The sequence below is a fragment of the Streptomyces sp. NPDC059788 genome, assembly GCF_042732265.1.
GTDB lineage: Bacteria > Actinomycetota > Actinomycetes > Streptomycetales > Streptomycetaceae > Streptomyces.
The window spans coordinates 15200-35298 of record NZ_JBHWHY010000055.1; the positions used below are offsets into that span (position 1 = coordinate 15200).

The 20099-nt window shown below is 74.2% G+C and carries 17 protein-coding genes; 8 read left to right on the forward strand and 9 right to left on the reverse strand.

Features of this window, described 5'->3' with window-relative positions; genetic code table 11:
• Positions 1 to 12: 12 nt before the first annotated feature.
• A complete protein-coding gene (locus ACFV57_RS35435) occupies positions 13 to 1206 on the reverse strand; it encodes a serine hydrolase domain-containing protein (RefSeq protein ID WP_385240861.1) in 1194 nt (397 codons plus the stop codon).
• A gap of 149 nt (positions 1207 to 1355) precedes the next feature.
• The gene (locus tag ACFV57_RS35440; RefSeq protein ID WP_385240863.1) at positions 1356 to 2567 is read right to left on the reverse strand and encodes a PAC2 family protein; all 1212 of its coding nucleotides are present in this window, start codon (positions 2565 to 2567) and stop codon (positions 1356 to 1358) included.
• 328 nt (positions 2568 to 2895) lie between these two features.
• Between ACFV57_RS35440 and ACFV57_RS35445 the strand changes: the two genes are divergently transcribed.
• The 8 genes from ACFV57_RS35445 to ACFV57_RS35480 all read left to right on the forward strand — a co-directional run bounded on the left by ACFV57_RS35445 (position 2896) and on the right by ACFV57_RS35480 (position 11537).
• Entirely contained in the window at positions 2896 to 4212 is a 1317-nt protein-coding gene (locus ACFV57_RS35445; RefSeq protein WP_385240866.1) for an enolase C-terminal domain-like protein, read from the forward strand.
• Complete coding sequence (locus ACFV57_RS35450) at positions 4209 to 5012, forward strand: SDR family NAD(P)-dependent oxidoreductase (RefSeq protein WP_385240869.1); 804 nt, start codon at positions 4209 to 4211, stop codon at positions 5010 to 5012. The genes ACFV57_RS35445 and ACFV57_RS35450 overlap by 4 nt, the downstream gene beginning before the upstream one ends.
• A gap of 50 nt (positions 5013 to 5062) precedes the next feature.
• On the forward strand, positions 5063 to 6085 hold the full coding sequence (locus ACFV57_RS35455) for a sugar ABC transporter substrate-binding protein (protein ID WP_385240872.1): 1023 nt from the start codon (positions 5063 to 5065) through the stop codon (positions 6083 to 6085).
• 4 nt (positions 6086 to 6089) lie between these two features.
• Positions 6090 to 7688, forward strand: a complete 1599-nt coding sequence (locus tag ACFV57_RS35460; protein ID WP_385240875.1) for a sugar ABC transporter ATP-binding protein — start codon at positions 6090 to 6092, stop codon at positions 7686 to 7688.
• On the forward strand, positions 7685 to 8719 hold the full coding sequence (locus ACFV57_RS35465; protein ID WP_385240878.1) for an ABC transporter permease: 1035 nt from the start codon (positions 7685 to 7687) through the stop codon (positions 8717 to 8719). Before ACFV57_RS35460 ends, ACFV57_RS35465 begins: the two co-directional genes overlap by 4 nt.
• 10 nt (positions 8720 to 8729) lie before the next feature.
• Positions 8730 to 9746, forward strand: a complete 1017-nt coding sequence (locus ACFV57_RS35470) for an aldo/keto reductase (protein WP_385240881.1) — start codon at positions 8730 to 8732, stop codon at positions 9744 to 9746.
• A gap of 32 nt (positions 9747 to 9778) precedes the next feature.
• On the forward strand, positions 9779 to 10609 hold the full coding sequence (locus tag ACFV57_RS35475; RefSeq protein WP_385240980.1) for an amidohydrolase family protein: 831 nt from the start codon (positions 9779 to 9781) through the stop codon (positions 10607 to 10609).
• A 181-nt stretch (positions 10610 to 10790) separates the two neighbouring features.
• Entirely contained in the window at positions 10791 to 11537 is a 747-nt protein-coding gene (locus tag ACFV57_RS35480) for an SDR family NAD(P)-dependent oxidoreductase (RefSeq protein WP_385240884.1), read from the forward strand.
• 45 nt (positions 11538 to 11582) lie between these two features.
• On the opposite strand, the gene ACFV57_RS35485 is transcribed toward ACFV57_RS35480, so the two are convergent.
• From ACFV57_RS35485 to glpK, 7 genes are all read right to left on the reverse strand, one after another.
• On the reverse strand, positions 11583 to 12254 hold the full coding sequence (locus tag ACFV57_RS35485) for a FadR/GntR family transcriptional regulator (protein ID WP_385240887.1): 672 nt from the start codon (positions 12252 to 12254) through the stop codon (positions 11583 to 11585).
• A 234-nt stretch (positions 12255 to 12488) separates the two neighbouring features.
• Positions 12489 to 13832: an amidohydrolase gene (locus ACFV57_RS35490; RefSeq protein ID WP_385240889.1), complete on the reverse strand. Its 1344-nt coding sequence runs from the start codon at positions 13830 to 13832 to the stop codon at positions 12489 to 12491.
• Complete coding sequence (locus tag ACFV57_RS35495; RefSeq protein ID WP_385240892.1) at positions 13829 to 14587, reverse strand: purine-nucleoside phosphorylase; 759 nt, start codon at positions 14585 to 14587, stop codon at positions 13829 to 13831. Before ACFV57_RS35495 ends, ACFV57_RS35490 begins: the two co-directional genes overlap by 4 nt.
• A gap of 187 nt (positions 14588 to 14774) precedes the next feature.
• The gene (gene mtnC, locus ACFV57_RS35500) at positions 14775 to 16136 is read right to left on the reverse strand and encodes an acireductone synthase (protein WP_385240895.1); all 1362 of its coding nucleotides are present in this window, start codon (positions 16134 to 16136) and stop codon (positions 14775 to 14777) included.
• Positions 16133 to 16729 carry an acireductone dioxygenase gene (locus tag ACFV57_RS35505; protein ID WP_385240898.1) on the reverse strand — a complete coding sequence of 199 codons (597 nt, stop codon included), beginning with the start codon at positions 16727 to 16729 and terminating at the stop codon, positions 16133 to 16135. Before ACFV57_RS35505 ends, mtnC begins: the two co-directional genes overlap by 4 nt.
• 181 nt (positions 16730 to 16910) lie before the next feature.
• On the reverse strand, positions 16911 to 18521 hold the full coding sequence (locus tag ACFV57_RS35510; RefSeq protein ID WP_385240901.1) for an FAD-dependent oxidoreductase: 1611 nt from the start codon (positions 18519 to 18521) through the stop codon (positions 16911 to 16913).
• Positions 18522 to 18523: 2 nt separating this feature from the next.
• On the reverse strand, positions 18524 to 20065 hold the full coding sequence (gene glpK, locus ACFV57_RS35515) for a glycerol kinase GlpK (protein WP_385240904.1): 1542 nt from the start codon (positions 20063 to 20065) through the stop codon (positions 18524 to 18526).
• Positions 20066 to 20099 lie beyond the last annotated feature (34 nt).

Sequence of the window (20099 nt, forward strand, 5' to 3'; positions counted from 1 at the left end):
CCCCCTCCCGTCTCAGCGGCTGTCCGGCACGGCGAACGCGGCCCGCACGATGCGCGTGGCGACCGGGTTCATCGCTTCGCCCTTGTCGTCGACCGCGTTGACGGAGTACACCAGCGTCCTGGAGAGGTCCCGGGTGGCACCGAGGAACGTGCTGTAGCCGGGGCGGCCTCCGCTCTTGCCCCAGGCGACCCGCCCGTCGCCCGCCTCATAGCGCTGGAGCCCCGCGCTCAGCTGGGCGCCCTTGACGTCCGGCAGCGTGAACATCTCCTTCTCCAGCAGCGGCTGGGGCACGAGTTCGCCCCTGAACAGCGCGAAGAGGAGCTTCTCCAGGTCGGCGGTGGTGGAGATCATGTCGCCCACCGCCCACCGGTCCGACATGTTCCATTCGGTCGCGTCCACGACCTTGCCGTTCGCCAGCCGCTGGTAGCCGCGGTGGTGCGGGCCGTGGATACGCGGGTCGGGTCCGCCGGGAAACGAGGTGTGCCACATTCCGGCGGGCCGCAGGACGCGGGTCCACGCCTGGTGTTCGTAGGTGTCGCCGGTGACCTTCTCGATCAGCATGCCGAGGACGGTGTAGTCGATGTTGGCGTAGCGCTGCTTCCTGCCCGGCCCCTCACCGGGACCGCGGTAGGGGCCCTTGGCGACGGACTCCGCGACGACGGCCCGCGGGGTGAGCGTCTTGAAGCGGTTCTCGTACCCCTCGGCCTCCTTCGGACCGAGGGACGCCCCCGGCTGCAGTCCGCTGGTGAAGGTGAGCAACTGCCGTACGGTGATGGGCTCGAAGGCGTCCGTCAGCAGGCCGGGCAGATACTCCTGGACCGTGCCGTCCAGGTCGATCTTCTTTTCGGCGGCGAGCCGGAGCACGATCGCCGAGGTGACGACCTTGGTGGTGGAGCCCGCGCGGAACCGGGCGTTCTCCAGGGGCCCGCGCCCGCTCGGCAGATCGCGGACACCGGCGCTGCCGTGCCAACTGCCCTGCCCGCCCACGCGCACCAGCGCCGCGGTCGTGTCCCGGTCCGGCAGCCCGCGGATCGCCTGTCTGAGCGCCTCGGCGTTCGGGCCGGTCTGCTGCGCGTACGCCGCCGCGTGCGCGCCGGACGCGTTGCCCGGCGCGGGCGCCGCGGCGGCCGGTACCGCGGCGATTCCCGTGACGAGTGCGGCGGACAGGGCCGTGGCCAGGGCGGCGGTACGTATGCGTGTGTGCAAGGGGACTCCAGGCAAGGGGCGAGCCGGGGCTCGTTCGTACGCTGACGAAGAGCAGCTTTCCGGACCCGGACGCCCGGGGGATCGCCGACGAGGAGGAGCCCGCCCCCGCCCTGCCTTAGGGGGCGACCCTGAGGCCGCCCCCTCGGGGGTCATTCCTCGGAGTCGTCCGGGGAGGCGTCCTGCGGGCCCTTGGCGTCCGCGGAGCCACCGGGCGCGCAGGAGTCGTCCTTGGCGCGGGGGTCCTCGGGCGCGCCGGAGTCACGCGGCTCCCGGCCCGGCGCGGCGGATTCCCGGCCGCCACCGGCTTCCCCGGCGCCGCCGGAGTCCTCGGTGCGGCCGGAGCCACCGGAGTCCTTGGCGGCACCGGGCTCCTTGGACTCCTTGGAGTCCTTCGGTTCCTTGTGCGCCGGCTTCGGCGGGCGGGTGCGCCCGCTCGTCGTGTCGCGCAGGTACGAGCCGTCGCGGCCGTCGGCGACGCCGCCCTCGGTCGCCAGGCCGGGGCCGGCCTGCGGGTCGCGGCGCCGGAGGTAGCGCTCGAACTCCCGGGCGATGGCCTCGCCCGACGCCTCCGGCAGCTCGGCGGTGTCCCGCGCCTCCTCCAGCGACTGGACGTACTCGGCGACCTCGCTGTCCTCCGCCGCCAGCTGGTCCACGCCCAGCTGCCAGGCGCGCGCGTCCTCGCTCAGCTCGCCCAGCGGGATGCGCAGGTCGAGCAGGTCCTCCAGGCGGTTCAGGAGCGCGAGGGTCGCCTTCGGGTTCGGCGGCTGGGAGACGTAGTGCGGCACCGCCGCCCACAGGCTGACCGCCGGGACGCCCGCGTGGGTGCACGCCTCCTGGAGGATGCCGACGATGCCGGTCGGTCCCTCGTAACGGGTCTCCTCCAGGTCCATCGTGCGTGCCAGATCCGGGTCGGAGGTGACGCCGCTGACCGGCACCGGCCGGGTGTGCGGGGTGTCGCCGAGCAGGGCGCCCAGCACCACCAGCATCTCCACGCCCAACTCGTGCGCGAAGCCCAGGATCTCGTTGCAGAACGAGCGCCAGCGCATACTGGGCTCGATGCCGCGCACCAGCACCAGGTCGCGTGGTTTGCCCTTGCCGTTCGCGTCGGCGATCCGGACGACGGAGAGCCGCGTCGTGGGCCACGTGACCTTGCGGACGCCGCCGTCCAGCCAGACCGTCGGACGGTTGACCTGGAAGTCGTAGTAGTCCTCCGCGTCCAGCGCGGCGAACACCTCGCCCTTCCACTCCCGGTCCAGATGCGCGACCGCGGCGGAGGCGGCGTCGCCGGCGTCGTTCCAGCCCTCGAACGCGGCCACCATGACCGGGTCGATCAGCTCGGGAACTCCGTCGAGCTCGATCACCCAGCGCCTCCTTCCGACCGGCGCCGCCTCCTCGGGGCGGCCACCGGCAGCAGTTCCATTGCGTGCGCCCCCAGCCTACGGCGTCCGTGGTACCTCCACGCAGCCCCTGTGCACGAACGAGTGTGCATACATCCGACGTGTTCGGATTCCGTCCGGCGCGGCCCCTTTCCGCCGCGCGTGACCGTCCGGACCCGGCCCCGCGACCGGGTTCGGACACCGGTCCGCGACGTCGCCGCGCCCTCTGGACGGTGGCACGGAAGCGGCGCTATACATCGAAGGACCGGGAAAGGTCCGATGTCCGTCCGCATCCCTGCCTGGAGGCGTACGCATGGCCGTCACCGCACCCGTCACGGAGGTCGAGGTCCACGACGTCCGCTTCCCCACCTCCCGGCAGCGCACCGGCTCGGACGCCATGCACCCGGACCCCGACTACTCCGCCGCCTACGTCGTCCTGCGCACCGCCGACGGCGGCCGGGGCCACGGCCTGTGCTTCACCCTCGGCCGCGGCAACGACGTCATCGCCGCCGCGGTCCGCGCCCTCGCCCCGTACGTGACCGGCCGCCCGGCCCCCGCCACCGCCGCCGACCTGGCCGCCCTGCACCGCGACCTGACCCACGACGGGCAGCTGCGCTGGCTCGGCCCGGAGAAGGGCGTGACGCACATGGCGGCCGGGGCACTGGTGAACGCCGCCTGGGACCTGGCGGCCACCCGCGCGGGCCTGCCGGTCTGGGCGTTCCTGGCCGCGATGTCCCCCGAGGACCTGGTCTCCCTCGTCGACTTCCGCTATCTCACCGACGCGCTGACCCCCGACGAGGCGCTGGCGATCCTGCGTGCCGCGGAGCCGGGCCGCGCCGGGCGCGCGGCCCGGCTGCGGGCCGAGGGGTACCCGGCGTACACCACCTCGCCCGGCTGGCTCGGATACGACGACGCCACCCTCGTACGGCTGGCCGAGCGGGCGGTGGCCGACGGGTTCGGGCAGATCAAGCTCAAGGTGGGCGCGGACCTCGAAGACGACGTGCGGCGGCTGCGGCTGGTGCGCGCCGCCGTCGGGCCCGAGGTGCGCGTCGCCGTCGACGCGAACCAGCGCTGGGACGTGGCCGACGCGGTGCGCTGGATGACCGCGCTCGCGCCGTACGGCCCGTACTGGATCGAGGAGCCGACCAGCCCCGACGACATCCTCGGGCACGCCGCCGTGCGCTCCCGCCAGCCGGTCAAGGTCGCCACCGGCGAACACGCCGCCAACCGCGTCGTGTTCAAGCAACTGCTGCAGGCCGGGGCGGTGGACTTCGTACAGATCGACGCGGCCCGGGTGGCGGGGGTGAACGAGAACCTGGCGGTCCTGCTGCTCGCCGCCAAGTACGGCGTGCCGGTGTGCCCGCACGCGGGCGGCGTCGGGCTGTGCGAGCTGGTGCAGCACCTGGCGATGTTCGACTACGTGGCGGTGTCCGGCAGTTGGGAGGACCGGGTGATCGAGTACGTCGACAACCTGCACGAGCACTTCACCGACCCGGCCGTCGTCACGGACGGCCGCTACCGGGCGCCCGCCGCACCGGGCTTCTCCGCCCGGATGAAGACCGCGTCGGTCGCCGCTTACCGCTTCCCCGACGGGCCGGTGTGGCGGGCCCGGCAGGACGCCGCGCAATGAGCGCCGCCCCCGGAACCCCGGAGCCTTCCGCAGGACGCGACTTCGCGGGCATGGCGGCGCTCGTCACCGGCGGCGCCTCCGGCATCGGCGCCGCCACCGCCGCCCTGCTGCTGAGCCGCGGCGCCCGCGTCGCCGTACTGGACCGTGACCCCGCGGGCGCACCACCCGGCACCTTGCCCGTCACCGCCGACGTGACCGACGACGACGCCGTACGGGCGGCGGTCGCGGCGGCCGTGGGCGCGCTGGGCGGACTGGACACCCTCGTCGGCAACGCGGGCATCGGCGCCGTCGGCACGGTCGAGGACAACACCGACGAGGAATGGCGGCACGTCCTCGACGTCGACGTGCTGGGCCTGGTGCGTACCGCGCGCGCCGCCCTGCCGCACCTGCGGCGCTCCGCCGCCGCCCACCCCGGCCGGCCCTCGATCACCCACACCTGCTCCATCGCCGCCACCGCCGGACTGCCGCAGCGCGCTCTCTACAGCGCCGCCAAGGGAGCCGTCCTCTCTCTCACCCTCGCCATGGCCGCCGACCACGTCCGCGAGGGCATCCGCGTCAACTGCGTCAATCCCGGTACGGCCGACACCCCGTGGATCGGGAGGCTGCTGGCACAGGCGCCCGACCCGGCGGCCGAACGCGCCGCTCTCGACGCCCGGCAGCCGACCGGCCGGATGGTCACCGCGGACGAAGTGGCCGCCGCCATGGTCCACCTGGCGTCCCCGGCGGCCTCCGGCATCACCGGCACCTCCCTCGCGGTCGACGGCGGGATGCAGGGACTGCGGCTGCGCCCCGCCCCCTGAGCCGTACGGGAACGGGCGGGGCGCCGTACACCTCGACCAAGGACGGGACCATGGGACTGCGTACGACCGGCGCGGCGGCCTGTGCCGTACTGCTCGCCGTCGCGCTCACCGGCTGCAACCGCGGCAGCGACGCCCGGGGCAGGATCGGCATCGACCTGCCGCGCGCGGACACCGACTTCTGGAGCTCCTACCAGCAGTACCTGGAGAAGGAGCTGGCCGCGAGTCGTACTAGGGCGCTGCCGCTGTCCAACTCGCAGAACGACATCGCCAAGGTCGTCTCCAACGTCCAGGCACTGACCGGCCAGGGCGCCGACGCCGTCGTGATCGCCCCGCAGGACACCGGCGCCATCACCGCCGAACTGCACCGCCTCGCGGCGAAGAAGATCCCCGTGGTCAGCGTCGACACCCGGCCGGACGAGGGCGCGGTCTACATGGTCGTACGGGCCGACAACCGCGCCTACGGGCAGAAGTCCTGCGACTACCTCGGCCGGAAACTGGGCGGCCGGGGCCGGGTCGCCGAACTGCAGGGCGACCTCAGCTCGGTCAACGGCCGGGACCGCTCCGAGGCGTTCGCCGCCTGCATGCAGCGCAAGTACCCCCGGATCACCGTGCACGAGCTGCCCACCGACTGGAAGGGCGAGGTCGCCTCCGCCAAACTGCAGAGCCTGCTGGCCCAGCACCCGGACACCGACGGCATCTATCTGCAGGCCGGCGGCGCCTTCCTGCGGCCCACCCTGGCCCTCCTCGAACAGCGGGGCCGGCTCAAGCCGGCCGGTACCGCCGGGCACATCACGATCGTCTCCAACGACGGCATCCCGGACGAGCTGGCCGCGATCCGCGCCGGGACGATCGACGCGACGCTCTCCCAGCCGGCCGACCTGTACGCGAAGTACGCGCTGTACTACGCCCGCGCGGGCCTGGCGGGCAGAACGTTCCGGCCCGGCCCCACCGGCCACGGCTCGAAGATCGTGAAGATCCCGAACGGCCTGGAGGACCAGCTCCCGGCCCCCCTCGTGACGCGGGCCGACGTGGACGACCCGAAGCTGTGGGCCAACCGGACGGCGGAGGAGTAGGGCGGTGGCGGACGTGCGGAACGCGACGGAGGCAGCGGCGGGCCCGGTGGACGCCCCGCCCGCCGTACACGCCGAGGGCATCGTCAAACGCTACGGTCCGACCCTCGCCCTGGACGGCGCCGGACTGACCGTACGGCGCGGCGAGGCACACGCCCTCGTCGGCCGCAACGGCGCCGGCAAGTCCACCCTGGTCTCCGTGCTCACCGGCCTGACCCGGCCGGACGCCGGACAGATCGCCTTCGACGGCGTCCCGGCGCCCCGCCCGGGCGACACCGCCGGCTGGCGGCGCAAGGCCGCCTGCGTCCACCAGCGGCCGATGACCGTCCCGGAGCTGACCGTCGCCGAGAACCTCCACCTCAACCGGTTCCCGGCCGGACGCGTCATCCGGTGGCGGGCCCTGCGCGCGCGGACCGCCGCGCTGCTGGCCGAGTACGGCGTCGAGGCCGACCCCGCGGCCCGCATGAAGGACCTCGGCGTGGAGCAGCGGCAGTTCGTCGAGATCGCCCGCGCGCTGTCCTGCGGCGCCCGCCTGATCATCCTCGACGAGCCCACCGCCCGGCTCGACGCGGGCGGCTCCGCCCGACTGTTCGCCAAGCTGCGTGCCCTGCGCGCGGCGGGCGCCGCTTTCCTGTTCATCTCGCACCACCTGCACGAGGTCTACGACCTGTGCGACACCGTCACCGTCCTGCGCGACGCCCGCCCGGTGCTCACCGCCCCCGTCGCCGGGCTGCCCGAACACGACCTGGTGGCGGCGATGACGGGGGAGCGGCCGGCCCCGGCCGGACCGGTACGCGCCCCCCGGCGGCCGGCGGGCCGGACGGTGCTGCGCACCGAAGGGCTGGCCGTGCGCGGGGCGTTCGCGCCCCTGGACCTGACCGTGCGGGCGGGCGAGGTGGTGGGCCTGGCCGGGGCGGCGTCCGGCGGCACCACCGCCATCGGCGAGACGCTGGCCGGGGTACGGGCGCCGGACAGCGGACGGATCGAGGTGCGCGGGCGGCCCGTACGGACCGGCAGCGTGCGGCACGCCATCGAGGCGGGCATCGGGTACGTCCCGGAGGACCGGCACCACGACGGGCTGGTCCCCGGCCGCAGCGTCGCCGAGAACGCGACGCTCACCGTCACCGACCGGCTCGGCCCGCTGGGCACCGTGCTGCCGTCCCGCACACGGGAGTTCGCCCGGCGCATGATCGCCGGCCTGGACATCCGGACGACCGGGCCCGCCCAGCCGGTGTCCGGGCTGTCCGGCGGCAACCAGCAGAAGGTCGTCGTCGCACGGGCGCTGGCCCGCGAGCCCGCCGTGCTGGTCGCGGTCCGGCCCACCAACGGGGTGGACGTCAAGTCCAGGGACGCGCTGCTCGGCGTCGTACAGGCGGTGGCAGCGGCGGGCAGCGGCGTACTGATCGTCTCCGACGAACCGGCCGACCTGCGGGTCTGCGACCGGGTGCTGGCGGTGTTCCGCGGGCACGTGGTGGCCCGGTTCGGGCGGGGGTGGCAGGAGCGGGAACTGGTGGCGGCGATGGAAGGGGTGGGCGCGGGGGAGCCCCCGGGCGGCGCGCCGCGTCCGGACGCCCCGGCCCGTACGGAAGGAGACGCCAGGCCATGACCGACACCGCACGGCAGCAGGTCCCCGGCCTGGCGGACGCCACCGCCGGCCGCCGCCCGCGCCCCGCCGCCCTCGCCCGCCGGCGGGACATCTCCCTCGTCCCGGTGATCCTCGTCCTCGGCGTCACCGGCTTCATCGTCTCGCCCGCCTTCCTCACCCGGGACAACCTGGTCGGCGTCGTCCAGCAGTCCACCGAACTCGGCCTGCTGGTGCTCGGCGAGGCGCTCATCCTGATCAGCGGGCGGATGGACCTGTCGCTGGAGTCGACCATCGGCCTGGCGCCGGTGGTCGCCCTCTGGCTGGTGACGCCCGCGCACGGCGGGCGCTTCGCGGGCCTGGAACTCCTGCCCCCGTGGACCGCCGTGCCGCTGTGCCTGGCCGTGGGCGCCGCGGTCGGCGCGGCCAACGGGTTCCTCATGCTCAAGCTGCGCGTCAACGGCTTCATCGCCACCCTCGGCATGCTGACCATGCTGCGCGGCCTGCACCTCGGCATCTCCGGGGGCCGGTCGATCGGCGACGTCCCGGAGTCCTTCGCCTACCTGGGCCGGGCCGTCTGGCTGGGCGTCCCGGCCGCCGTCTGGGTCTGCCCGGCGCTGTTCGCGCTCGGCGGCGCCGCCCTCGGCTACCTGCGGCACGGGCGCGCGCTGTACGCGATCGGCGGCAACCCGGAGGCCGCGCGCTCGGCCGGTATCCGGGCCGACCGGATCACCTGGGCCGTCCTGGCCACCGGCGGCCTGCTCGCCGCCCTGGCGGGCATCCTCTACACCGGCCACTACGGCGCCGTCTCCGCGAGCCAGGGCAACGGCTGGATCTTCCAGGTCTTCGCCGCCGCCGTCATCGGCGGCATCAGCCTCAAGGGCGGCCGCGGCACCCTCTTCGGCGCGCTCACCGGCGTCCTGACCCTCCAGCTCGTCATCAACGTCATGACGCTGGGCGGGGTGCCGCCGCTGTGGACCCAGTCCCTCAACGGCCTCATCATCATCGTCGCGCTGGTCATCTCCCGGTTCACCGGCGGCGGGAACCAGGACTGAGGAGGCCGCGATGCCGTACGTACCGCGCGGACGGCGGCGGCTGGGCCGTACGGGCGTGACCGTGCCGCCCCTCGGCCTGGGCTGCGCGCCGCTCGGCAACCTCTACCGGCCCGTCACCGAGGAACGCGCCCGGCAGACCGTGCGCGCCGCCCTCGACACCGGCGTCCGCCACTTCGACACCGCGCCGCACTACGGCCTCGGCCTGTCCGAGGAGCGGCTCGGCCGCGCGCTGGCGGGCCGCGACCGCGCCTCCTGCGTCCTGTCGACCAAGGTCGGCCGGCGGCTGCGGCCCCTCGCGCCGGGCGAGGCGGTGGACGGGCAGGGCTACACCGCCACCCCGGCGCGCGCCCGCGTCCGGGACCTCACCCGTGACGGCATCCGCCGCACCCTCGACGCCTCCCTGGAACGGCTCGGTGTCCCCGCCGTCGACATCGTCTATCTGCACGACGTCGAAGGGCACGAGGCCGAGGTGTACGAAACCGGGTTCCCCGCCCTCGCCGAACTGCGCGCGGAGGGCGTGGTGGGCGCCATCGGCTTCGGCATGAACCACAGCGGCGCCCTGGCCGGGTACGTCGCCGGCCTCGACGTGGACGTGGTGCTGTGCGCCGGGCGCTGGACCCTGCTCGACCGCACCGCCTTCGACGACCTGCTGCCGGTCTGCGCGCGCCGCGGCACGTCGGTGGTCGTCGGCGGCGTCTACAACTCCGGGCTGCTCGCCGACCCGTCGCCCGGCGCTCCGTACGACTACGTACCGGCACCGGACGCGCTGGTGGAGCGGGCGCGGCGGCTCGCGTCGGTGTGCGCGGAGTTCGGCGTGCCGCTCAAGGCCGCCGCCCTGCGCTTCCCCTTCGGGCACCCCGCCGTGGCCGGGGCCCTGGTCGGCGCCGCGACACCGGAGGAAGCCCGGGAGAACGCCGAGCTGTTCGCGTACGACATACCGGATGCCCTGTGGACCGCGCTCACCGGCCGCGGACTGCTCGGCACCGACCTGCCGCTGCCCACCGCCGCCCCGGGAGCCCACCCGTGACCGACCGCACCGACCGGCCCGTACGCCCGCCCGTGACCGGCCGCATCGACGCCCACCACCACCTGTGGGACCCGGCCCGGCACCCGCAGCCCTGGATGGACGGCGCCTGGGCCGACCCGATCCGCCGTACGTACACCCTCGACGACCTGACCCCGCACCTCGCCGCCCACCGCATCGACGGCACCGTCCTGGTCCAGTCCTCGGCCTCCCGCGCCGAGACCGCCGCCCTCCTCGCCCTCGCCGCCCGCTCACCCGTCGTACGGGGCGTCGTCGGCTGGGCCGACCTCACCGACCCAGGGCTGCCGGACCACCTGGCGGCGATGCCGGCGGAACTGGTCGGCCTCCGCCACCAGGTGCAGGACGAGCCCGACCCCGACTGGCTGGCCCGGCCCGCCGTACGGCGCGGACTGGCAGCCGTCGCGGACGCCGGGCTCGTCTACGAGCTGCTGGTCACCCCGCACCAGCTCCCCGCCGCGACCGCCGCCGCCCGCGCGCTCCCCGGCCTGCGCTGCGTCCTCGACCACGCCGCGAAACCCGCGGCCGGTACCGGAGCCTGGCAGCCGTGGGCCGACGACCTGGCCGCCCTCGCCCGGCTGCCGAACACCGCGTGCAAGCTCTCGGGTCTGGTCACCGAGGCTGACTGGACACACTGGCGGCCCGCCGACCTCCTGCCGTACGCCCGGCATGTCCTGGACACCTTCGGCCCGCACCGGGTGCTGTTCGGCTCCGACTGGCCGGTCTGCACCCTGGCCGCCACCTACGACGACGTCATCACCCTGGCCGAAACGGCCACCGCCGCTCTGTCCCCGCACGAACGGGCAGCCATCTTCGGCGGGAACGCGGAGCGGGTGTACGGCTGGTGAGCGCTCGGCCGCGGGCGCGGGCGCGGGAAAGGGGCCGCGGCCGTACGCCCTGACTCGCCGTCCGGATTCCGCCAGCGGCGCCGTCCGCCGCGTACGAGTATCGAGTCATGTCGCCGAGGGCGACACATCACAACAACTCGGTATATAGCGCAACAGGTGCACGGAACGTGAAGGGGCGGACATGACTACCGCACAGCTCGACGGCAAGGTGGCGCTGGTGACCGGGGGCAGCCGGGGGATCGGGGAGGCCGTCGCGGTGCGGCTCGCCGCGGAGGGGGCCGACGTGGCGATCACCTACCGCGGTGAGGAGGCCCGCGCCGACGAGGTGGTGGCCCGGATCAAGGCGCTGGGACGCCGCGCCCGGGCGGTGCGGGCGGACGGCGCGGACGCCGCTGCCGTACGGGCGTCCGTGGACGGCACCGTGGAGTACTTCGGGCGCCTGGACATCCTCGTCAACAACGCGGGACAGGGCGTCCTCGGGCCGATCGAGGAGATCGCCGAGGAGGACGTCGACCGCGTCCTCGCCGTCAACGTCCGCGCGCCGTTCCTGGCCGCGCAGGCCGCCGCGCGGCACATGACCGACGGCGGGCGCGTCATCAGCATCGGCAGCTGCATGGCCGAGCGCGTCGCCTTTCCCGGCGGCACGCTGTACGCGACGAGCAAGGCCGCGCTCACCGGCCTGACCAAGACCCTCGCCAGGGAACTGGGCCCGCGCGGCATCACGGCCAACCTCGTCCACCCGGGCCCGATCGACACCGACATGAACCCGGCCGACGGCGAGAGCGCCCCGATGCAGGCCCAGTTGACCTCGCTGGGGGCCTACGGGCAGCCGTCGGACATCGCGGCGACCGTCGCGCACCTCGCGGGGGACGGCGGCCGGTACATCACGGGCGCTTCGATCGCGGTGGACGGCGGGTTCGCCGTCTGACCGGGGCGGGGAAGGGGGCAGGGCGGCTCCGGGGGCCGTCCTGCCTCACAGCGTCGAGCGCAGCCACTGCTCCACGCTCGCGATGTGCACCGTCGCCCAGGCCCGCGCCGCCTCCGCGTCGCGGTCGCGGAGGGCGCCGAGGATCGCCCGGTGCTCGGTGAGGGTGCGGCTCACCGCGTCCTTCTGCGTCAGCCCCCGCCAGATGCGCGCCCGGGTCGTCGGGCCCGACAGGCCGTCGAGCAGGGAACTGAGCACCGAGTTGCCCGCGGCGGCCACGATCCGCCGGTGGAACTCCAGGTCGCAGGCGACCAGGTCCTCCACCGGCGGATGCGGCCCGAGGGCGTCCAGCTGCCGTCCCAGCTCGTCCAGTTCGGCCGGGGTGATGCGGCCGGAAGCGGTCGCGGTGGCGGCCGGTTCCAGCATCCGCCGTACGGCCAGGAACTCCAGGACCGTGTCGTCGCGGTGGAAGTCCACCACGAAGCTCAGCGCTTCGAGGAGGAGCTGCGGATCGAGGCTGGTGACGTAGGTTCCGTCGCCCTGCCGTACGTCCAGGATGCGGATCAGCGACAGGGCCCGCACCGCCTCGCGCAGCGAGTTGCGGGACAGGCCCAGGTCCGCGGCGAGTTCGCTCTCCTTGGGCAGCCGGTCGCCCGGCCGGAGCGCACCGGAGACGATCATCGCCTTGATCTTCTCTATGGCCTCGTCCGTGACCGCCATGTCCACAGCCTCCCCGCTCGCGTTCGCCGACCGGATGCCGGATGCCGGATGCCGGATGCCGGATGCCGGATGCCGGATGCCGGATGCCGGCAGACATCCGATGTCTGCGTCATTATGGCCGTGGAAGCCCGGCCCCGGGAGCCTCCAGCGGGTCGCACGCCCACGCCCGCGCCGATCGAACTCCCGGGCCGCGTACGGCAGATGCCTACCGCTGCCCGGGAGCGCGCCGCCGTCTCAGGCGGTCCGGACGAGCGTCTCCACGGCACCGGTCACGGCCGCCTCGTCCAGCGTCGTCAGCCGCCGGTCGCGCATCAGCACCCGGCCGTCGACGACCGTGTCCCGCACGTCACCGGCCCGCGCCGAGTACGCCAGCGTCGACCACGGATCGTGCCGGGGCGCCAGATGCGCACCGCCGAGGTCGAGCACCGCCAGGTCCGCGCGCTTGCCCACCTCCAGCGAGCCGAGCTGCCCGCCCAGGCCCAGGGCCCGCGCGCCCTCGATCGTCGCCAGCCGTACGGCCTGCTCGGCACCGACCGCCGTGGGATCGCCGCCCGCCTTGTGGACCAGCGCGGCCATCCCCAGCGCCCCGATCATGTCCAGGGAGTTGGAGCTGACCGCGCCGTCCGTGCCCAGCCCGACCCGCACGCCCTGCCGCAGCAGCTCCGGGACACGGGCGATGCCGCAGCCCAGCTTGAGGTTGGATACCGGGCAGTGCGCGACGCCGGTACCGGTCCTGGCCAGCGCGGCGATCTCGGTGTCGGACAGTTCGACCGCGTGCGCGAGCAGGGTGTCCGGGCCCAGCAGCCCCAGCGACTCCAGCAGTTCGACGGGCCGCTTGCCGTACTGCTCGCGCACCGTCGCCACTTCGGCGGCGTTCTCCGCGGCGTGCAGGTGCAGCAGCGCGCCGTACTCCTTGGCCAGCGCCGCGATCTCCGTCAGCTGCCCGGCATCCAGGGTGTAGGTGCTGTGCGCGAAGACCACCGGGCGGGTGCCGGGGGCGGGGCGGCGGGCGTCGAGGTGGCGGCGCGCCCACTCCATCCGGTCCCCGTACGGCATCCGGTCGGGCGGCCCCGGTACGTCCATGAACGTCGGGCCGGACAGCAGCCGCCAGCCCGCGTCCCGCGCCGCCCGCTCGGCCGCCTCGTGGAACCAGTACATGTCCAGGGCGGTGGTCACCCCGCCCCGTACGCTCTCCGCGACGGCCAGCCGCAGGCCCGCGGTCACCGACTCGGGCGACAGCAGCTCGTTCTCCCGGGGGACCACCCGCCCCAGGAAGCCCTGGAGGTCCAGGTCGTCGGCGTGGCCGCGCAGCAGCGTCATCGCCAGGTGGGTGTGGGTGTTGACGAGCCCCGGCAGGACCAGGCACCCGGCCGCGTCGATCTCCTCGGCCGCGTGGTGCGCCGCGCGCAGCCCGGCGGCCGGGCCCACCGCGATGATCTCCCCGTCCCGTACGGCCACCGCGCCGTCGGACAGCACCGTGCCCGCCGCGTCGACGGTGAGCACCGTCCCGCCGTGCACCAGCAGATCGGCCGTCGCCGGGCCGCTGCCCGCCGCCTCCGTGTTGCGTACCGCGCTCACCGGGCCTCCTCCTCCGCCAGCGTCCGCAGGGCCTCCAGCGCGACGACGGAGCCCCGCGCCACGCCCTCCGCGACGGCGTCCCGGTGCGGGTCGTAGCCGCCGGTGGCCGTCTCGTCGACCAGTTCGTCCGCGTTCACCCCGTCGATCACCAGCACCGCGCCGGCGACCAGCCCGCGCAGGCCCGCCGTCACCAGCAGCGCGGACACCTCCATCTCGATCGCGGCCACGCCGGCCGCCGTGTACGCCGCCACCGGCAGCGGCAGCAGACCCGGCTGGAACGCCGCCCGGGTCCACACCACCCCGCGGTGGTACACCGCCCCGGCCGCCTCCGCCGCCCGCCGCAGCGCCAGCACCGCCTCCGGCGCGGCCACGGCCGGATACTCCGGCGGCACCAGCTGCTGCGTCACCCCGTCGTCCCGCACCGCCGCCTCGGCGATCACCAGGTCGCCGTCGCCGATCCCCGGGCGGATCGCCCCCGCCGTACCGAGGCGCACGAAGGTCCGTACGCCCGCGTCGGCCAGCTCCTGGAACAGCAGCACCGCGCCGGGCCCGCCCACACCGTGCGAGGCGACGACCACCGGCAGGCCCTTCCAGCTGCCGGTGAACGTCCGGTACTCACGGTGGTACGCGATCTCCGCGGCGCCGTCGAGCAGCTCGGCGACGGCGGCCGCGCGGGCCGGGTCGCCGACGACGACGGCCTGCGCCGGGAGCCCGCCGCGGGGCAGGCGGGCGAGGGGGGACAGGTCTGGGGTCACGAGTCGGCTCCAGGGGCTGGGACGGGTGGTCCGCAAGACGGGACAACGCGGACGGGACAGCGGTCGCCCCCCAACCTACGGGCCCGGCCGCATCCGCCCGCAACGTGGTCCCGCGCAGGCGCCCGGCCGACGGGGACCGCGGCCGGACCACTGGACGAGACCACCCGCCCCCGGGTCCGGCCGCCGCTCAGCCGAGGCCCGACGCCATCTCCAACTCCAGGAGCCACTGCACGACTTCGGCGTGGTGCCGGGCCTGGATCAGGTCCGCGCCCCACACGTACAGTCCGTGCCCCGCCACGACCACGGCGGGCATCCCCGGTTCCCTCGCCGCCTCCAGCCGGTCCCCGAGCACGTCCATGTCCTGGCTGTTGCCGATGACCGGCAGCCGCGCCGCCGTCCCCTCCGCGGGCAGTCCGAGCCCCTTGAGCATCTCCAGGTCCCGGAAGACGACCCCGCCGGGCCGGCGCCGCCCCATCGCCACGGCCGCGACCGTGTGGACATGCACGACCGCGCCCGCCCCGGTCGACCGCACCACCCGCGCGTGGAGCCCGGCCTCCGCCGACGGCCGCCCGGCCCCGGCCGCTGCGCCCGCCGTGCCCGCGACGGCGGCGCCCCGGTCGTCGACCAGCACCACATCGTCCGCGGCCAGCTCGCCCTTGTCCCGCCCGCTCGCGGTCACCGCCAGCCGCAGCGGATCACGCGCCAGCACCACCGACAGGTTGCCGGACGTCCCGCGCATCCACCCGAACGAGGCGAACCGCGCGGCCTCGGCGGCCAGCAGGGCCCCGGCCCGCCGCACCTCCTCGGCGCCGGGCCCGGCCCCGGCCTCCGTCCCGCCGCCGGTACGGATCTCCAGCTCCGCGAAGGAGGCCACCTCGGCGTGGCCGCTCACCCCGCTCTCGTAGTACGGCTCCCCGGGCCGCCGCACCGCGGCCGTGCGCCAGCCTGCCGCCCGGGCCGCGTCCAGCTCCCCGGGCCGGTCGGACAGGAACAGCACCCGCTCCGGCGCGGCCCCGAGATCCCTGGCGATCGTGCCGTACGAGGCGGCCACCAGCTTGGGCCCGGCGTTCTCCGTGTCGTAGAACTCCTCGGCCAGGGGCCGCAGGTCCCCCTCCGCGCTGTGCCCGAACCACGCCCGCTGCGCGGCCACCGAACCCGACGAGTACACGTGCAGCCGCGCGCCCGCCGCGTGCCAATCGCGCAGCCGGGGCACCACGTCCGGGTAGAAGTGCGAGACCAGCTCCCCGCTCCCGAAGCCCTCGGCCCACACGATCCCCTGCAGCGTCTTCAGGGGCGTGGTCTTGCGGTCCTCGTCCAGCCACGCGCCGAGCACCCGCTCGATCCGCCCCGCGTCGGCGGCCGGTTCGCCCAGTACGTCCCGTACCTGCTCGACGGCCCGCCGGACCGCCGGGTCCGCGGCCCGTTCGGTCAGCAGCCGCCCGAACCGCTCACGCGCGTACGGATACAGCTCGTCCACGACGAACGCCGTCGCGCTCGTGGTGCCCTCGATGTCGAGCACCACGTGGTCCACGTCGAAGGTGAAGCTCACGCCGCGCCCCGTTCCGCCCGGCCGGCCACGAGCGTGTCGAAGTCCGGGAACCGCAGCGCGATGTCGTCCCCCGTGAACGTGGCGACCCAGCCGTCCTCCTCGTGGAAGAAGCGCAGGGCCGTGAACGACGGCCGGGTGCCCATGTCGAACCAGTGCGTGGCGCCCCGCGGCACCCCGAGCAGGTCGCCCTTCTCGCACAGCACGGCGTGCACCTCGCCGCCCGCGTGCAGATAGAACACCCCGGAACCGGCGACGAAGAACCGCACCTCGTCGTCGTCCTCGTGGACGTGCTCGGCGAGGAACTTCTCCCGCGCGGCGCGCGCCTTCGCCGGCCACGCCGGATCGTCGACGGGGTGCAGCGCCGCCACGTCCACCGTCACGAAGCCCTCCTCGGCGGTCAGCGTGTCGATCTCCGCCCGGTACGCCGCGAGGACGGCCGCGGGCTCCGCGTCCGGCGCCACGTCCGCGCGCACCGGCCACTGCTCGTACCGCACCCCGATCGGTGCCAGCGCCGCGGCGATCTTCGCGGGCTCGGACGTGCGGCGCAGCACGGTCCGCGGGCCGCTCTCCGGCCAGGTGGTCAGCATGGTCATGGGGATCTCCGAGGTCGGTGACGGTTCTGGAGAAACACGGGGGAGACCGAGAGGACCGGCCGGGCCCCTGTCCGGCGATGCTAGGCCCCGCACCGCCCGCGGCGGCAGCGGGCCCCGGACACGCCGGAGGGCGGCCCCCGGACCGGGAGCCGCCCTCACGACGGTGGTGGATGACGCGGCGTCAGCCGCGCTGCTCCAGTATCGCCTTGGCCCGGGTACGGACGTCCTCCGTGTCCAGACCGCGGATGGTCAGCGTGGTGCGGCGGCGCAGCACGTCGTCGACCGTCTCCGCCCACTCGTGGTCACGGGCGTAGACGACCTGGGCCCAGATCTCCGGGGCGTCCGGGTGGATGCGCTCGGCCAGGGCCGGGTCCTCGTTGGCCAGGCGCGCGATGTCGAAGGACAGCGAGCCGTAGTGGGTGGCCAGGTGGCGGGCGGTCTCCGGCGCCATGCGCGGGCCGGGGGCCGAGCCGTCGACCAGCAGGCGGTGGGCGACCGCGTTGGGGTTGGCGATGCCCGGCAGCGGGAGCTTCTTCGGCAGGTGCGAGATCGGCTCCATGTCCTCGGCCAGCGGCTGGCCGGGCAGCGCCGCCAGCTTGTTCATGACCGTACGGCCGATGTGGCGGAACGTCGTCCACTTGCCGCCCGCGACCGAGAGCATGCCGCCCGCGCCCTCGGTGACGACGGTCTCGCGCTTGGCCTTGGAGGTGTCGCCGGGGCCGCCCGGCAGCACCCGCAGGCCCGCGAAGGAGTACGTGATCAGGTCACGCGAGAGCTGCTGGTCGCGGACGGAGAACGCCGCCTCGTCCAGGATCTGCGCGGTGTCCTTCTCGGTGACGCGGACGTCCGCCGGGTCGCCCTCGAACTCCTCGTCGGTCGTACCGAGCAGCAGCATGTCCTCCCAGGGGAGGGCGAAGGTGATGCGGTACTTGTCGATCGGGGTGGCCAGCGCGGCCTTCCAGGGGGAGGTGCGCTTGAGGACCAGGTGCGCGCCCTTGGACAGGCGGATGGAGGGCGCCGCGTTCGGGTTCTCCATCTTGCGCAGGTGGTCGACCCACGGGCCGGTCGCGTTCAGGACCAGGCGCGCGTTGACACCGAACTCGCTGCCGTCGGTGCCGTCCTTCAGCTCGGCACCGGTGACCCGGCCCTGCGTGAAGCGCAGGCCGGTGACCTCGGCGTGGTTGAGCACGGTGGCGCCGGCCTCGACGGCCGCGCGGACCGTCATCAGCGCCATCCGGGCGTCGTTCATCTGGTCGTCGCCGTACACGGCCACGGCCTTCAGGTTCTCCGTACGCAGCTCCGGCACGTCCCGCTGCGCCTTGGACGGGCTGATGACGTGACCGACGCCGTCACCGAAGGCGGACAGCGCCGAGTAGGCGAAGACGCCCGCGCCCAGCTTGGCCGCGCCGTGCGGGCCGCCCTTGTAGACCGGCAGGTAGAAGGTGAGCGGGTTGGCGAGGTGGGGGGCCACCTCGCGCGACACCGCGCGGCGCTCGAAGTGGTTCTCCGCCACCAGCTTGACCGCGCCGGTCTGCAGGTAGCGCAGACCGCCGTGCAGCAGCTTGGAGGAGGCGGAGGAGGTGGCGCCGGCGAAGTCGCCGGCGTCCACCAGCGCAACCCGCAGCCCCGACTGCGCGGCGTGCCAGGCGGTGGAGATGCCCAGGATGCCGCCGCCGATCACCAGGAGGTCGTACGTCGCCTTGGAAAGCTGCTCCCGAGTCTCGGCGCGGCTCTGGGTCGAACCGTCGGCCGGGTGCGTCCCGAGGGCCGGGACGCTCTGCAGGGTGCTCATGATTACTCCTCGTCCTCGATCCAGCCCATGGTCCGCTCGACGGCCTTGAGCCAGTTCTTGTACTCGCGGTCGCGGGTCTCCGCGTCCATGCGGGGGGTCCACTCGGCGGCCCGGCGCCAGTTGGCGCGCAGCGCGTCGGTGTCCGGCCAGAAGCCGACGGCCAGACCGGCGGCGTAGGCGGCGCCGAGGCAGGTCGTCTCGGCCACCATCGGGCGCACCACGGGGGCGTCCAGGAAGTTCGAGATGGTCTGCATCAGCAGGTTGTTGGAGGTCATGCCGCCGTCGACCTTCAGCGAGGTCAGGTCGACGCCGGAGTCCTTGGTCATGGCGTCGGTGATCTCGCGGGTCTGCCAGGCGGTGGCCTCAAGTACGGCGCGGGCGATGTGCGCCTTGGTGACGTAGCGGGTCAGGCCCGCGATGACACCGCGCGCGTCCGAGCGCCAGTAGGGGGCGAACAGGCCGGAGAAGGCCGGGACGAAGTACGCGCCGCCGTTGTCCTCGACGGTGGACGCCAGCGTCTCGATCTCCGCGGCCGAGTTGATCAGGCCCATCTGGTCGCGCATCCACTGCACCAGCGAACCGGTGACGGCGATCGAGCCCTCCAGGGCGTAGACCGGGGCCTGGTCGCCGATCCGGTAGCCGACCGTGGTCAGCAGCCCGTTGTAGGAGTTGACGGGCTCGTCACCGGTGTTCATCAGCATGAAGGTGCCGGTGCCGTACGTGGACTTGGCCTCGCCCTTCTCGTAGCAGGTCTGGCCGAAGAGCGCGGCCTGCTGGTCGCCCAGTGCCGAGGCGACCGGCACGCCGGCCAGCGCGCCCGCGACGGCGGTGCCGTACACCTCGGCCGACGAGCGGATCTCGGGCAGCACCGTCGCCGGGATGTCGATGGAGTGCAGGATCTTCTCGTCCCACTCCAGCGCGCGCAGGTTCATCAGCAGGGTGCGCGAGGCGTTGGTGACGTCGGTGACGTGCACGCCGCCCTTGGCGCCGCCGGTCAGGTTCCAGATGACCCAGGAGTCCATGGTGCCGAAGAGGATGTCGCCGGCCTCGGCGCGCTCGCGCAGCCCCTCGACGTTGTCCAGCAGCCAGCGGATCTTCGGAGCGGCGAAGTAGGAGGCCAGCGGCAGGCCCGTCTCGCGGCGGAAGCGGTCCTTGCCGACGTTGCGGCCCAGCTCGCGGCAGAGCGCGTCGGTGCGGGTGTCCTGCCAGACGATGGCGTTGTGGACCGGCTCACCGGTGTGCTTGTCCCACATCAGCGTGGTCTCGCGCTGATTGGTGATGCCGATCGCCTTGACGTCCTTGGCGGTGATGCCGGCCTTCTCGACGGCACCGGCCACGACCTGCTGGACGTTCTCCCAGATCTCCTTGGCGTCGTGCTCGACCCACCCCGGCTTGGGGAAGATCTGTTCGTGCTCCTTCTGGTCGACCGAGACGATGCGGCCGTCCTTGTCGAACACGATGCAGCGGCTGGAGGTGGTGCCCTGGTCGATGGCCGCGATGAAGGGGCCGTGGCCGTGCGAGGCGGTGCTGTGGGTGTCGCTCATGGTGTGTGTGCTCCAAAAATCTTCGGTCGGGCGG

Excerpts from the sequence above, each read along its gene's own strand:
- ACFV57_RS35470 (WP_385240881.1), top strand. The coding sequence starts at position 8,730 with ATGCCGTACGTACCGCGCGGACGGCGGCGGCTGGGCCGTACGGGCGTG.
- ACFV57_RS35480 (WP_385240884.1), top strand. The coding sequence starts at position 10,791 with ATGACTACCGCACAGCTCGACGGCAAGGTGGCGCTGGTGACCGGGGGC.
- ACFV57_RS35510 (WP_385240901.1), bottom strand. The coding sequence starts at position 18,521 with ATGAGCACCCTGCAGAGCGTCCCGGCCCTCGGGACGCACCCGGCCGAC.
- ACFV57_RS35450 (WP_385240869.1), top strand. The coding sequence starts at position 4,209 with ATGAGCGCCGCCCCCGGAACCCCGGAGCCTTCCGCAGGACGCGACTTC.
- ACFV57_RS35505 (WP_385240898.1), bottom strand. The coding sequence starts at position 16,729 with ATGACCATGCTGACCACCTGGCCGGAGAGCGGCCCGCGGACCGTGCTG.
- ACFV57_RS35455 (WP_385240872.1), top strand. The coding sequence starts at position 5,063 with ATGGGACTGCGTACGACCGGCGCGGCGGCCTGTGCCGTACTGCTCGCC.
- glpK (WP_385240904.1), bottom strand. The coding sequence starts at position 20,065 with ATGAGCGACACCCACAGCACCGCCTCGCACGGCCACGGCCCCTTCATC.
- ACFV57_RS35465 (WP_385240878.1), top strand. The coding sequence starts at position 7,685 with ATGACCGACACCGCACGGCAGCAGGTCCCCGGCCTGGCGGACGCCACC.
- ACFV57_RS35485 (WP_385240887.1), bottom strand. The coding sequence starts at position 12,254 with ATGGCGGTCACGGACGAGGCCATAGAGAAGATCAAGGCGATGATCGTC.
- ACFV57_RS35445 (WP_385240866.1), top strand. The coding sequence starts at position 2,896 with ATGGCCGTCACCGCACCCGTCACGGAGGTCGAGGTCCACGACGTCCGC.